This is a genomic window from Nonomuraea sp. NPDC050547 (assembly GCF_044457345.1).
In the GTDB taxonomy this organism is placed as follows: Bacteria; Actinomycetota; Actinomycetes; order Streptosporangiales; family Streptosporangiaceae; genus Nonomuraea.
The window spans coordinates 603,155-617,447 of the sequence record NZ_JBITGW010000001.1 but is presented as its reverse complement, the minus strand read 5'-3'; the positions used below and the strand labels follow the sequence as shown (position 1 = coordinate 617,447).

General features: G+C 70.6%; 9 protein-coding genes. 4 read left to right on the top strand and 5 right to left on the bottom strand.

What is annotated here, in order from left to right; genetic code table 11:
• Positions 1-62: 62 nt before the first annotated feature.
• The 5 genes from ACIBHY_RS02860 to dnaE form a co-directional block, all read right to left on the bottom strand.
• Positions 63-212, bottom strand: a complete 150-nt coding sequence (locus ACIBHY_RS02860; RefSeq protein WP_397305752.1) for a hypothetical protein — start codon at positions 210-212, stop codon at positions 63-65.
• 182 nt (positions 213-394) lie between these two features.
• Positions 395-1,321, bottom strand: a complete 927-nt coding sequence (locus ACIBHY_RS02855; RefSeq protein ID WP_397305751.1) for a TolB family protein — start codon at positions 1,319-1,321, stop codon at positions 395-397.
• A gap of 785 nt (positions 1,322-2,106) precedes the next feature.
• On the bottom strand, positions 2,107-3,276 hold the full coding sequence (locus ACIBHY_RS02850; protein WP_397305750.1) for an MFS transporter: 1,170 nt from the start codon (positions 3,274-3,276) through the stop codon (positions 2,107-2,109).
• Positions 3,277-4,581 (bottom strand): discoidin domain-containing protein, encoded by a 1,305-nt coding sequence (locus ACIBHY_RS02845; RefSeq protein ID WP_397246218.1) that lies wholly within the window; start codon positions 4,579-4,581, stop codon positions 3,277-3,279.
• A 164-nt stretch (positions 4,582-4,745) separates the two neighbouring features.
• A complete protein-coding gene (dnaE, locus tag ACIBHY_RS02840; protein ID WP_397305749.1) occupies positions 4,746-8,273 on the bottom strand; it encodes a DNA polymerase III subunit alpha in 3,528 nt (1,175 codons plus the stop codon).
• 163 nt (positions 8,274-8,436) lie between these two features.
• Here dnaE and ACIBHY_RS02835 point away from each other — a divergent pair, with 163 nt between their 5' ends.
• From ACIBHY_RS02835 to ACIBHY_RS02820, 4 genes are all read left to right on the top strand, one after another.
• Entirely contained in the window at positions 8,437-9,798 is a 1,362-nt protein-coding gene (locus tag ACIBHY_RS02835; RefSeq protein WP_397246214.1) for an amino acid permease, read from the top strand.
• 165 nt (positions 9,799-9,963) lie between these two features.
• Complete coding sequence (locus tag ACIBHY_RS02830) at positions 9,964-11,904, top strand: serine/threonine-protein kinase (protein ID WP_397305748.1); 1,941 nt, start codon at positions 9,964-9,966, stop codon at positions 11,902-11,904.
• 10 nt (positions 11,905-11,914) lie between these two features.
• Entirely contained in the window at positions 11,915-13,450 is a 1,536-nt protein-coding gene (locus tag ACIBHY_RS02825) for a serine/threonine-protein kinase (RefSeq protein WP_397305747.1), read from the top strand.
• Entirely contained in the window at positions 13,447-14,292 is an 846-nt protein-coding gene (locus ACIBHY_RS02820) for an AraC family ligand binding domain-containing protein (RefSeq protein ID WP_397305746.1), read from the top strand. Before ACIBHY_RS02825 ends, ACIBHY_RS02820 begins: the two co-directional genes overlap by 4 nt.
• Position 14,293: the final 1 nt, after the last annotated feature.

Below are 14,293 nucleotides of genomic sequence, written 5' to 3'. Positions count from 1 at the left end.
GCCCCCACCCCGCGCCCGGCCCGCCGCCAACCGACCGCGGCCCATGGCGCCGCACCCATGACTCACGCACGGCGCAACCGCGACCCGCGCATCATCGCCACGCGGCCCAGCGCAACGCAGCCACCATCGCCGACGGACCGCAACCTGCCCGAGGCGCGCTCCGAGACATTCGCCGTCCACAGCACGACGGCACGCGCGAGCAGGCGCAGCACGACAGAACCTCACGGCTACCGGAGGCACACCGCACAACACGAAAGGGGCTCCCATGGGCGGCGCGGGATGGCGCGGCGGGACGCGAGGGTGAGCCGGAGACGCGGACGCGGGGTGGGCCGGCCTGAGGCGGAGGCGAGAACGGGGGGCCGGAGAGGCCGGGAGGGGCCGAGGGGCGGGGTGGTTAGTGGATGGCGGAGGGGGAGGAGGCGTTGGGGGTGAGGAGGTGGGGGGTGCCGGTGCCGTCGGCGGGGACGGACCAGATGTCCTTGCCCTTGGCGTACATCACGGTGCGCTCGTCCAGCCACGCCGCCTGGTCGTCGATGGAGGCGGTCTCGGCCAGTGGCGTTTCGCGGCCGGTGGCGAGGTGGAGGGCGTGCAGGCGCCACGGGCCGGGTTTGACGCGTTTCTTGTAGACCAGGGTGGAGCCGTCCGGGGAGAGGGAGGGGCATTCGGCGTTCTCGCGGAGCGTACGTGCGCGCCAGTTCGTGAAGTCGCCCTCCACCAGGTACGTCTTGCCCTTCGTCGACAGCGTGGCGTAGAAGCGGGAGTCGTCGGCGGCGAAGGTGATGCCCCAGTAGTTGACGTCGGCGGAGTAATAGCGCCGGCCGTCGATGCGTAGCGGGATCTCCTCGATGTTGGTGACCACGTAGCCGGTCTTGATGTCCAGGATGCCGCTCCAGGTGGAGAAGCCGCCGCTGTTGTAGGAGTCACCGGTCACGAACATCGTCCACGACGCCATCCGCCCGCTGGCCGAGATCCTGGCCCGGCTGGGGATTCCGGCCAGCCGTACCTTGCGGACCTCACGCATCGAACGGTCAAGAATGATCGCGTCCGTGGTGGGAGGCGCACCGGGGCGAGTGACCAGGCAGATGGTCGTCCCGGCAGCCGTGTAGTTCCGGTCGCACTTGGTGGCGCTCACGGCCGGCGCCGCCGCGGGATCCCCGATCGGCACCGCCGCGACCCGCCCCGAACTCCGGACCACCAGCTGCCCAGCCCTCCCCGGATCCACGGCCGAGGCCGCCGGCCCCTCCTTCTTCGCCGCCGCCCAGCTCGCATACCCCACAGCCACCCCGGCCAGCACCACGACCGCCAGAACAACCGCCGCCACCCGCCGGACCCCACCCTTCCCCCCAGAACCCCCTACCACCTGGTCGGTAGCCACCTCCCCCCTACCAACCACCAGGTAGGCGTCCGCTCCCACCTGCCCATCAAACCCTGCCTCAGCAGCCCCACCCTCTCCCCGCGCAACCACCGGTCCGCCGGAGCCTGCCGGGCTTGAGGTGCTCACCGGGCCCGAGGTGGTCACCAGGCCATCGGTGGACGCCGAGCCGTCGGTGGTAGTCGAGCCGAGGGTGGCTGCCGGGCCAGGGGTGGTCGCCTGGCCAGGGGTGGCGGTCGGGCCAGGACTGGTTGCCAGGCCAGGGGTCGTTGCCTGGCCAGGGGTGGTGGTCGGGCCAGGGGTGGGGCTAGAGGTCGCTATCGGGCCAGAGGCCGTGGCCCGGCCGGGGGTGGAGCGGTCGAGGGTGGCGGAGGCATCTGTGGCGGAGGCCAAAGAGGTGAGGTCGGGAGAGCTGGAGGCGGATGGGGCGGAGGCAGAAGGCGTGGAGGCGGGAGGGGTGGGGGCCGAGGGGGCAGAGGCGCGGGACCCGGAGGCGGGAGGTGCGGAAGCGGATGGGGTGGGAGTGATCGCCCCGGAGGCAGGAGGTGCGAAGGCGGGAGAAGTGGGGGTGGGGGAGGCGGGGACGGATGCGGTGGGGGCTGGGGTGGGTGGGGTGGGGGCTGGGGTGGGTGGGGTGGGGGCTGGGGTGGGTGGGGTGGGGGCTGGGGTGGGTGGGGTGGGGGCTGGGGTGGGTGGGGTGGGGGTGGGGGTGGGGGGTGTGGGGTGGTTGGGGGTCATAGGACTCTCCAGGCGATGATGATCGATATGACGAGTCCGGCTGCCATCACCAGCAGGCCTTGTCCCGCGCCCAACCCGGTCCACAACACGCCGAACCCGATCGAGGAGACCATTCGGGCCGCCGCCTGCCCCGTCTGGAGTACGGCGAGGCCGCTGGTTCGCAGGGTTTCCGGGAGCATCGGGCCGGCCAGGGCCATCAGCACCCCGTCCGTCGCCGCGTAGAACGCCCCGTGCAGCACCAGGATGGGCACGAGCCAGCCCGGCCCCATCAGCACCAGGTACGCCCCCAGCAACGCCAGGTGCCCGCCCAGGAAGACGACGGCCCTGCCGTACCGGTCGGAAAGGCGGCCGAACGGGACGGCCAGCAGCAGATAGACCCCGGCCGTCCCCAACGGCAGCAGGGGGAAGAGTTCTGGGGCGAATCCCAGCCGCCGCTGCAGCATGAGGTAGACGAACGCGTCGCTCACGGTGACCAGCCCGAGCAGGCACGCGGCCGCGCAGACCCGCAGGAACGCGCGGTCGCGCAGTACCGCCGCCCGCAGCGACGGCCGGGGGGCCAGGGGGCCGCGGCGGTCGCGGACCAGGGCGGCGAGCAGGACGACCCCGAGCATCGCGACGCAGAAGCTGGTCACGAACACGGCGTCGTGGGCGCCGCCGGTCGCCGCCAGCACGCCGAAGGCGGCCAGCGGTCCGAGGAAGGCGCCGGCGGTGTCCATCGCGCGGTGGACGCCGAAGGCGGAGCCGAGCCCCTCCGGCGGCGCGCTCAACGTGATCAGCGCGTCCCGGGGCGCGGTGCGCAGGCCTTTGCCGGTGCGGTCGGCGGCGATGGCCGCGCCCAGCGCCGCCACGGAGGCGCCGGCCGCGAGCAGTCCCACCTTGGCGGCGGCGGACAGGGCGTAGCCCACGCCCGCCACCAGTTTGCGGCGCCGCCAGCGGTCGGCGGCGTGGCCGCCGGCCAGGCGTACGGCGGCGGTGATGCCGAAGTAGAGGCCGTCGAGGACGCCGAACTGCACGAGGCTGAGCCCGAGCGTCCCCACGAGGTACAGCGGAAGCACCGCTGTGATCATTTCTGAGGAGATGTCGGTCACCAGGCTCACCGCGCCGAGCGCCACCACGTTGGCGGGCACGGCGCGGGTGAGCATGGTGCCGCGGATCGACACGTACATCTAGTGGCAGGTGTAGGTCGGGCTGGTGTCCTTGACCGAACCGTCGACGCCGATGAGCTGCCAGGCGAACGTGGTGTCGGTGAAGTTCAGCTTCAGGACGCCGAAGGTGTTGGTGAGCCGCTTCTGGCTGTTCGGCTGGACGTTCTCGATGTTGTACGGCGAGGCCCCGCCCATCCCGCCGAGGATCTCGACGATGCCGTTGGGGTCGGCCTGCGCGGTCGGGCTCTGGGGCCCGAATCGCTCGTAGTGGTGGTCGTGCCCGTTGAGGACGAGTTCGGCGCCGGCGGCGTACAGGCGCTGCCAGACCGGACGGCTGACCGGGTCGTTGCCGTGCGAACCGGAGCTGAACAACGGGTGGTGCCAGTAGGCGGCCACGCACCGCTTGGTGTTGGCGGCCAGGTCCGCGCTGAGCCAGTCGAGCTGGGTCTGGCTGTCGAAGGAGTTGGAGTCGAGGGAGATGAAGTGCCATTCGCCGCGGTCGAAGCTGTAGTACGGCTTGCCCTGCGGATAGGCGATGGACCCGAAGTACGACTTGTAGCCGGCCAGCGGGCCCGCCGGGTCGTAGGTCTCGTGGTTGCCCGGCGAGGGGCGCGTCTTGGACTTGAACCGGCCCCACGTCTTGTCGTAGTAGTTCCGGAAGTCCGACAGCAGCGCGTCGTCGTACTGGTTGTCGCCCATGGTGAGCACGAACTCGGGGTTCATGGACTCGACCAGGGCTGCGGTCTTGGGGTGGATGCAGGAGGAGCCGGAGGTGCACTGCTCGGCGATGTCGCCGGCGGCGGCGACGGTGAAGGAGGGGCCGCCGGGGTCGGGGGTGCCGCCGAACACCTGCATCTCCCACAGCGAGTAGCCGTAGGAGGTGCCGCGGGCGGTGCCGTACATGCGCACATAGCGGCCGGAGGCGGTGAGGGTCAGGTCGTCGAGACCGCCGTCGCCCGAGGTCGTGGAGTAGACGGTGCTCCAGGTGGCGGCGTCGGGCGAGACCTGGATCTGGTACGCCTTGCCGTAGGCGACCTCCCAGAACAGCTTGACCCGCGAGATCTGCTGGACGCTGCCCAGGTCGACGCGGATCCACTGGGGATCGCTGCCTTCCAGGGAGGCCCAGCGGGTGGAGGTGAAGTTGCCGTCGACGGCCTTGCCCGAACTGTAGGAGGTGCCCTCCTTGGAGGAGGACGAGGCGGGCTTGCCCTGCGACAGCAGGGTCTCGACGACGGCGGAGGCGGTAGTGGCGGTGGCGGTGGCCGGGGTTAACAACCCGGCCATCAGGACGAGGACGGAGAGCAGAGACCAGCGTGCTCTGGACATGGCGAATCTCCTGGGGGGCGAGATCTGGGCATGATCCGTTGAGCAGCCGGGACAGCGGGTGGTTTCCTCGCTGAGCGCGTCACCCCTGGCGGGGCCGCGCCGAGCCGCTTACCGGTGATCGTGGCAAGCGGCAACGAGCGTGTCAAGTTAGTTAGGAAGGTTTCTTAACCTCCGATGCACGCCGGACCGAGCAACTCCCTGAGATCGCCCACCAGAGACGGCGACGGCGTGACCCGCAACCGGTCCTCGACCCGCAGGACCGTCGTCTTCGGCCCGTGATGCACCTGGAGGCGCACCTCGGAGGTGCCGGGGTGGGCGATCAGGATCTCCTTCAAGCGGGCGACGACCGGCGGCGTGCAGCGGCCGAGCGGCAGGCTGACCGTCAGCGGCCCGCCCGCCTCCCGGGTCAGGTCGGGCGCGGTCACCTCCATCGCGACGATCTTCGCGACGTCCTCGCGCTTGTCGATGCGGCCCTTGACGAAGACGATCGCGTCCTCGGCCAGGATCGTCGAGCACAGCAGGTACGCCGACGGGAAGATCATGACCTCGATGGCGCCTTCGAGGTCCTCCAGCTGGGTGAGGACCCAGGTGTCGCCCTTCTTGGTGACCTTGCGCTGCACGCCCGACAGGATGCCGCCGACGGTGACGACCTGGCCGTCGGCTCGGCCGTCGTCCTGCAGGGCCGCGATCGAGCAGTCGGCGCCGGAGGCCAGGACGTGCTCGACGCCGAACAGCGGGTGGTCGGAGACGTACAGGCCCAGCATCTCCCGCTCGAACTGCAGCAGCGTGTTCTTGTCCCACTCCCCCACCGGGATCTGCACGTCGAAGGTCTGGTCCTCGCCGCCCTCGATGGCGCCGAACAGGGAGTCCTGGCCGATGGCCTCGTTCTTCTTGATGTCGATGATCGCGTCGACGGCCTGCTCGTGCACCATGACCAGGCCCTTGCGGACGTGGCCGAGCGAGTCGAAGGAGCCCGCCTTGATCAGCGACTCGATGACGCGCTTGTTGCAGACGACCGCCGGGACCTTGCGCAGGAACTCCTTGAAGTCGGCGAAGCGCCCCTTCTGCCTGCGCGCGCCGATGATGCCGTCGACGACGTTGCCCCCGACGTTGCGGATGGCCGACAGGCCGAAGCGGATGTCGGTGCCGCGCGGGGTGAAGTCGAAGTCGGAGTCGTTGACGTCCGGCGGGAAGACCTTGATGCCCATGCGGCGGCACTCGTTGAGGTAGAGCGCCGACTTGTCCTTGTCGTCCTTGACCGAGGTGAGCAGGGCGGCCATGTACGCGGCCGGGTAATTGGCCTTGAGGTAGGCGGTCCAGTAGGAGACCAGGCCGTAGCCGGCGGTGTGGGCCTTGTTGAAGGCGTAGTCGGAGAAGGGCAGCAGGATGTCCCACAGAGCCTTGACGGCGGCGGCCGGGTAGCCGTTGTCCTTCATGCCCTTGTCGAAGAACTCGTACTGCTTGTCCAGCTCGGACTTCTTCTTCTTGCCCATCGCGCGCCGCAGCAGGTCGGCGCCGCCGAGCGAGTAGCCGGCGACCTTCTGCGCGATGGCCATGACCTGCTCCTGATAGACGATCAGGCCGTGGGTCGTGTCGAGGATGTCGCGCAGGGGCTCTTCGAGCGCCTCGTGGATCGGGGTGATCTCCTGCTGGCCGTTCTTGCGCAGCGCGTAGTTGGTGTGGGAGTTGGCGCCCATCGGGCCGGGGCGGTAGAGCGCGAGGGCGGCGGAGATGTCCTCGAAGCTGTCGGGGCGCATCAGGCGCAGCAGCGAGCGCATGCCGCCGCCGTCGAGCTGGAAGATGCCGAGGGTGTCGCCGCGCGCCAGCAGCTCGTACGTCCTGACGTCGTCGAGCGGCAGGTCGAGCAGCTCGATCGCCTCGCCGGTCGCCGACTCGATGGCCTTGAGGCAGTCGTCGATGATCGTCAGGTTGCGCAGGCCCAGGAAGTCCATCTTCAGCAGGCCGAGCGTCTCGCAGGTCGGGTAGTCGAACTGCGTGATGATCACGCCGTCGGAGTCGCGGCGCATGATCGGGACGTAGTCGGTCAGGACCTCCGACGACATGATGACGCCGGCGGCGTGCACGCCGGTCTGCCGGATCAGCCCCTCCAGGCCCTTGCCGAGGTCCATCGTCGCCTTGACGTCGGCGTCCTCGTCGTAGAGCCTGCGCAGCTCGCCGGCCTCCGGGTAGCGCGGGTGGTCCTTGTCGAAGATGCCCGACAGCGGGATGTCCTTGCCCATGACGGCGGGCGGGAAGGCCTTGGTGACCCGGTCGCCCAGCGCGTAGGGGTAGCCCAGGACGCGGCCGGCGTCCTTGATGGCGGCCTTCGCCTTGATGGTGCCGAACGTGGCGATCATGGCGACCTTGTCGGCGCCCCATTTCTCGGTCACGTAGCGGATCACGTCGGCGCGCCGGCGCTCGTCGAAGTCGATGTCGACGTCGGGCATGGAGACGCGCTCGGGGTTGAGGAAGCGCTCGAAGATCAGGCCGTGCGGGATCGGGTCGAGGTCGGTGATGCCCAGGGCGTACGCGACCAGGGATCCGGCGGCCGAGCCCCGGCCGGGCCCCACGCGGATGCCGTTGTTCTTGGCCCACATGATGAAGTCGGCGACCACGAGGAAGTAACTCGGGAAGCCCATCTGGACGATGACGCCCAGCTCGTTCTCGGCCCAGGAGCGGTGCTCCTCATCGACGCCGCCGGGGAAGCGGCGCTCCAGGCCCTTCCAGACCTCCTGGCGGAAGTATCGCTCCTCGGTCATCCCCTCGGGGACGGGGAAGGTCGGCATGAGGTTCTTGTGCTCGAAGAACCCGCTCGCGTCGACCTTCTCGGCCACCACCAGCGTGTTGCGGCAGCCCTCCGCCCACAGCTCGGAGGAGTCGACCGCGCGCATCTCGTCGGCGGACTTGATGAAGTAGCCGGAGCCGTCGAAGCGGAAGCGGTCGGGGTCGGACAGCTGCTTGCCGGTCTGGACGCAGAGCAGGGCGTCGTGGGAGGCGGCGTCGGACTCGTAGGTGTAGTGGGAGTCGTTGGTCACCAGCGGCGGGATGTTCAGCTCCTGGCCGATCCTGGCGAGGCCGTCGCGGACGCGGCGCTCGATCTCCAGGCCGTGGTCCATGATCTCCAGGAAGTAGTGCTCCCTGCCGAAGATCTCCTGGAACTTCGCCGCCGCCTTCACGGCTTCGTCGTACTGCCCGAGCCTGAGCCTGGTCTGCACCTCGCCGGACGGGCAGCCGGTCGTGGCCATGAGGCCGCCGGCGTGCTCGGCCAGGATCTCGGCGTCCATACGGGCCCACTTGCGGTGGAAGCCCTCGGTGTAGGCGCGTGAGGACAGCCGCATCAGGTTGTGCAGGCCGGTCTTGTCGCGCGCCCAGATCGTCATGTGGGTGTAGTAGCCGCCCGCGGAGACGTCGTCCCTCTTCTGGTGGGGCTCGCCCCACAGCACGGGCCGTTTGTTCTGCCTCATCTCGGGGGCGACGTAGGCCTCGATGCCGATGATCGGCTTCACGCCGGCCGCCGTGGCCTGCCGGTAGAAGTCGTAGGCGCCGTGCATGTTGCCGTGATCGGTGATGGCTATCGCGGGCATGCCCAGCTCCCCGACCTGTCCGAACATCTGCTTGAGCCGCGCGGCCCCGTCGAGCATGGAGTACTCGGTGTGCACGTGCAGATGGACGAACGAGTCGCTGGACGACATGGAGCGGCGCCTCCCGGACGGACGTGGCGTGCGCTCCGACTCTAGTAGTCCGCACCGACAGTTCGGGGGCGGCCACCGGAGCCGCACGACGGCGCGCCCCTCTGGCCGCGGCCACCGGCGTGGATATCGTCGCCATGACGGAGTGCGACGGAAGGCTCACACAGTGCAGACGGACGAAGGCTACACCCACGCGCTGGGCAACCGGCACGTCCAGATGATCGCGATCGGCGGCGCGATCGGGGTCGGCCTGTTCCTGGGCGCGGGCGGCAGGCTGGCCGCGGCCGGGCCCGCGCTGGTGCTGTCCTACGCCGCCGCCGGCCTGGCGGCCTTCTTCGTCATGCGGGCATTGGGCGAACTGGTGCTCTACCGGCCCACGTCCGGCTCGTTCGTCGACTACGCCGACGAGTTCGTCGGCCCGTGGGCCGCCTTCGCCAGCGGCTGGATGTACTGGATCAACTGGGCCTTCACCGGCATCGCCGAACTGACGGCGATCGCCACCTACGTCCACCGCTGGGCGCCCCACTTCCCCACCTGGGCCACCGCGCTGCTCGCCCTGGGCCTGGTGCTGGTGGTCAACCTGCTGTCGGTGCGGCTCTTCGGCGAGCTGGAGTTCTGGTTCGCGCTGCTGAAGGTGCTGGCGATCATCACCTTCCTCGTGGTCGGACTCTGCGCGGTGCTGTTCTCCGTGGGCGCGGCCACCCCGGCCAACCTCGTCGCGCACGGCGGTTTCTTCCCCAACGGCTTCGGCGTCGTGCTGATGAGCCTGCAGGCCGTGGTCTTCGCGTACGCCTCCATCGAGCTGGTCGGCATCACCGCCGGGGAGACCGCCAACCCCCGCCAGGTCATGCCCAAGGCCATCAACGGCGTCATCTGGCGCATCGCCGTCTTCTACGTCGGCTCGGTCATCCTGCTGGCGATGGTGCTGCCCTGGACCGCCTACAGCGCCGACAACTCGCCGTTCGTCACGTTCTTCGCCAGCCTCGGCGTGCCGTGGGCGGCCGACGCCATGAACCTGATCGTGATCACCGCCGCCATGTCGTCGTGCAACTCCGGCCTCTACTCCACGGGCCGTATCCTGCGCTCGATGGCGACGAAGGGCGAGGCGCCCGCGTTCGCCGCGCGGCTCAGCGGGCGGCACGTCCCCATCGGGGGCATCCTGCTGACGGCCGCCGTCTTCCTGGCCGGGGTGGCGTTGTTCTACTACGTGCCCGAGCGCGCGTTCAACATCGCCACGGCGGTGGCCTCGCTCGGCGTGATCACCACCTGGGGGACGCTGGTCTACTGCCAGCTCCGGCTGCGCCGGCGCGGGCACGTCTCGCCGTTCAGGATGCCGGGCACGCCGTACACGAACTGGGCGACGCTGGCGTTCCTGGCGCTGGTGGTGCTGCTCATGCCGTTCGCCGACGACGACCAGCGGGTGGCGTTCTTCCTGCTGCCGCTGCTCGCCGCCGGGATCGCGATCGGCTGGAAGATCACCGCCGCGCGGCGGCGCGCCCACCGTGCGGGTCCTCCGCCCATGCCGTAGACCGCCGGTCCGGTGAACGCGTGGCGACAAATGATGTCGAAAAGATTACATCTGGCGTCTACCTGCCATAGCTTGCTACCCGCAGAACGGACTGACTCTTACGTGAGTCGCCGTTGATCCCCCGCTATGGGAGTATTTCTTGGCCTAGAGGAGGGTTTGAGGCCGTTGACGTCGGATCGTACGCAGCGTGGTCGCCGCATCGCCGGCCGCTACCAACTGCAGGAGCCCATCGGCAGGGGCGGCATGGGGATCGTCTGGCGGGCCCATGACGAACTGCTCGATCGCACCGTCGCGGTCAAGGAGGTCCGTTACGCGGCCGCCCTGGGCGACGAGGTCCAGTTGCTCAACCGGCGTACCATGCGCGAGGCCAGGGCGGCGGCCAGGTTCGAGCATCCCAACGTGATCATCGTGCACGACGTGATCGAAGAGGACGACCGCCCCTGGATCGTCATGCAGCTCGTGCCCTCACGCTCCCTCGGCGCGGTGATCAAGCAGGACGGGCCGCTGCAGCCCGCCCGCGTGGCCGAGATCGGGGTCGCCGTCCTCGACGCGCTGCACCGGGCCCACGAGGCGGGCGTCCTGCATCGCGACGTCAAGCCCGAGAACGTGCTGCTGGCCGACGACGGCCGCGTGGTGCTGACCGACTTCGGCATCGCCACGCTGGAGACCGAGACGCAGCTGACCATGACCGGCCTGGCCGGAACGCCCGCGTTCATCGCGCCGGAGCGGCTCAAGGGCCTGCCCGCACGGCGTGAGTCGGACCTGTGGTCGCTGGGCGCCACCCTCTACACGGCGGTGGAGGGCAAGTCGCCGCACGAGCGCGGCATGGCGCTGGCGACCATGCACGCGGTGCTGACCGACGAGCCCGACGCCTCGCACAACGCCGGGCCGCTCAAGCCCATCATCGACGGACTGCTGGTCAAGGAGCCGGTGCAGCGGCTGACGTACGAGGAGACGGCGCGCATGCTGCGCCGGATCGTCATGCAGTCGCACTCCGAGGCCGTGGTGGCCGTGGACGACATGCCCACCGACCCCAACCTCAAGCCCGTGGCGGCCGCCGTACCGGAGACCGGGACCAAGATCGCCCGGCCGACGCGGATCGACACCTCCGCGCTGGAGAGCGCGGCCGTGGAGCAGGCGCGCACGGCCGAGCGCGAGCGCGCCGCCGCGGAACGCGAACGGGAGCAGATCCGCAAGCGGGAACTGGAGCGCGAACGGGCGCGAGCCCGCGAGCGCGAGAAGGCCGCGGAACGCGAGCGGGCCCGTGAGCGGGAAAGGGCGAGGGAGCGGGAGGCCGCCAGGGAGCGCGAGCGGGAAGCGGCCAGGCAGCGGGCGGCGCTCGCGGCCGAAGCGCCCGCCGACGCCGACGATCCGGACTCCTGGGACCTGGTCCCGCCCGCCCCGGCGGCCGAGCTCACCCATCCCTCAGGCGAGGGCGGCCGCCGCCGTTACGGCCCGCTCCTCGCGGTCGGCGCGGCCGTGATCCTGGTCGCCGGGATCGGCGGCTACCTCGGCCTGAACTCGGCCCTGGACAAGGGAGACAAGACAGAGGATCCGGGGCGCTCCCAGCAGAGCGCCGCGGTGACCTCCAGCCCGGAGAAGAGCCCGCCGGAGCAGGCCGACCCCTCCCCCACCCCGGAGGCGTCCAAGGCGGAGGGCGTGCTGCCCGACGGCTGGAAGATGCACAAGGACAAGTCGGGCTTCTCCCTGGCCCTGCCCAAGGGCTGGAAGGAGTTCAAGCGCGAGGGCAGCCAGATCTTCTACCGCGGACCCGGCGCCGGATCCAACGCCTTCGTGGCGATCGACCAGATCGACAAGGCCGGCGACGACCCGGTCGGCGACTGGAAGCGGCAGGAGAAGTCGGCCAAGAACATCTTCGGCGGCTACAAGAAGATCCACATCAAGAAGGTCGACTACATGGTGGCGGCGGCGGACTGGGAGTTCACCTGGAACACCAACACCGGTGAGACCCGGGTCCGCAACCGGGGCTTCGTCACCGAAGGCGGCATGGGCTACTCCATCTACTGGCACAACCTGGCCAGCCGATGGAAGAAGGACCTGCACTTCTTCGACACCTTCGCCGCCACCTTCAAACCCGCCAAGTAGGCTGCACCGCGTGGAACGGCTGGTCAGCAACCGCTATCGCCTCATCGAGCCGATCGGCGAAGGCGGCATGGGCGTGGTGTGGCGCGCCCACGACGAGCTGCTCGACCGTCCCGTGGCCGTCAAGGAGGTCCGCTACTCCGGCGTCGGCGAGGCCAAGCGGAGCGAGCTCAACCGGCGCACGATCCGGGAGGCGAGGGCCGCCGGGCGACTGGAGCACCCGTCGGTGGTCGTGGTGTACGACGTGGTCGAGGAGGACGGCCGCCCCTGGATCGTCATGAACCTCGTGCGCTCGCGCTCGCTGGCCAAGGTGGTCGGCGACGGCGGCCCGCTGCCGCCCGGCACGGTGGCGGCGATCGGCGCGGCGCTGCTGGACGCGCTGCGCACCGCGCACGCCGCCGGCGTGCTGCATCGCGACGTGAAGCCGGAGAACGTGCTGCTGGCCGACGACGGCCGCGTGGTGCTGACCGACTTCGGCATCGCCACGCTGGAGGCCGAGCAGGGCCTGACCGCGACGGGCCACCTGGTCGGCACGCCCGCGTACATGCCGCCCGAGCGCCTCAACGGCCTGCCCGCCGGGCCGGAGTCCGACCTCTGGTCGCTGGGCGCGACCCTGTACACCGCGGTCGAGGGCAGGCCGCCCTACCGCGGCGACTCGTGGGCCGCCACGGTGGCCGCCGTCCTGCGCGACCCGCCCGCCCCGTCGGCGCGCGCGGGCGCGCTCGCGCCGGTCATCGAGGGTCTGCTGCGCCGCGACCCGGCCGCCCGCATCCCCGCCGCCCAGGCCGCCGCACTGCTCCAGACGGCATCCGGTACGGCCCCGCCGCCCCACGGCCACGGCGGGCCGCCCGGCGTCGCCGGCCACGAACCCACCCTCCACAACGACGGCCACCCCACGGGCGCGTCGCGGACCGGACGCCGCCCACGCTGGGTCGTCGCCTCCACCGCGCTCGTCGCCGTGGGCGGCCTGGCCACGGCCGGTTTCCTGCTGTCGGGCCGGCTGGCCGGCACCGCCGCGCCCAAGTCCACCCCCACGCCGCCCGCCACCGGCGTCACCGTCCCCCCCACCCCTTCAACGACCGCCACGCCGTCCCCGGCGCCGCCCGACGGCTGGCGCACGGTCACCAGCAAGACCGGCGCCTTCTCCGTGGCCGTGCCCGAGAGCTGGAAGGGCAGCAAGAGCCCCGACCGCGACAGCATCTCCTGGACCGGCCCCGGCACCGGCGGCCAGCTCATCGTCGAATGGACCGACGACGTCTGGAGCGACCCCGTCCAGCACTGGAAGAACGTCGAAGGCGACATCCTGCGCAGGAACGAGTTCCGCGACTACAAGCGGATCGCGATCAGGCGGCTGACGTACCTGGGCCGGCCCGCCGCCGACTGGGAGTTCACCCGGGTGAAGGGCACGACGAGGGTGCACGTCATCACGCGCGGCTTCCGCGCCGCCGACGGCCGCCCCTACGCCGTCTACTGGGAGCTGCCCGACAGCCGCTGGGAGGACCACGTGAACTACTTCAACACCTTCGTGGAGTATTTTCGGGTGTTGTGAAGGAGCAGGCGAACTTCTGGCGGCACCCGGCGGTGCCCGAGGTCAACCTGCTCAAAGCCCGTTACGTCACCCACCGCTTCACCCGCCACACCCACGCCGAGTACGCGATCGGGCTGATACTCGACGGCGTCGAGGAGTTCCAGAACCGCGGCTCCACCCACCGGGCGGGCTCCGGCGAGATCGTGCTGGTCAACGCCGACTCGGTGCACACCGGTCACGCGGGGACGCCTGACGGGTGGGCCTACCGGATGCTGTACCCGTCGGCCGAGGCCATGACGGAGGTGGCGGCCGAGCTGGGCCTGCCGTACGCGCGGCCGTTCTTCCCCGAGCAGGTGGTGAGCGATCCGGCGCTGGCGGGGCTGCTGGGGCGCACGCATCTGGCGGCCGAGCGCGGCGACGACCTGACGGCCTCGACGCTGATGCGGACCTTCTTCGCCCAGCTGATGTCGCGCCACTCGACGCCGCCGCACGCTCCGCCGGACGGTCCGCGGGCGGGCGGGCGTGAGGTGGAGGCGGCGCTGGAAATGCTGCGCGCGCGCATGGTGGACCCGCCGACGCTGGAGGAACTGGCGGCGGCGGTGGGCGCGCGGCCGTTCCCGCTGCTGCGGGCGTTCAAGGCGGCGACGGGCCTGCCGCCGCACGCCTACCTCACCTCTTTGCGGGTACGGCAGGCCCGCTCGCTCCTGGAGACGGGCACCCCGCCGGCCCTGGTGGCGGCCGAGGTGGGCTTCACCGACCAGGCCCACCTGAACCGGCACTTCAAGCGCATCGTGGGCGTGCCACCGGCGGCGTACCGGCGCTCCGCAGGAACGTACAAGACGGAGGAAGGCCCAGCTTCCTAGC

Coding starts and splice junctions, on each gene's coding strand:
- ACIBHY_RS02850 (WP_397305750.1), bottom strand. CDS start 3,276: ATGTACGTGTCGATCCGCGGCACCATGCTCACCCGCGCCGTGCCCGCC.
- dnaE (WP_397305749.1), bottom strand. CDS start 8,273: ATGTCGTCCAGCGACTCGTTCGTCCATCTGCACGTGCACACCGAGTAC.
- ACIBHY_RS02845 (WP_397246218.1), bottom strand. CDS start 4,581: ATGTCCAGAGCACGCTGGTCTCTGCTCTCCGTCCTCGTCCTGATGGCC.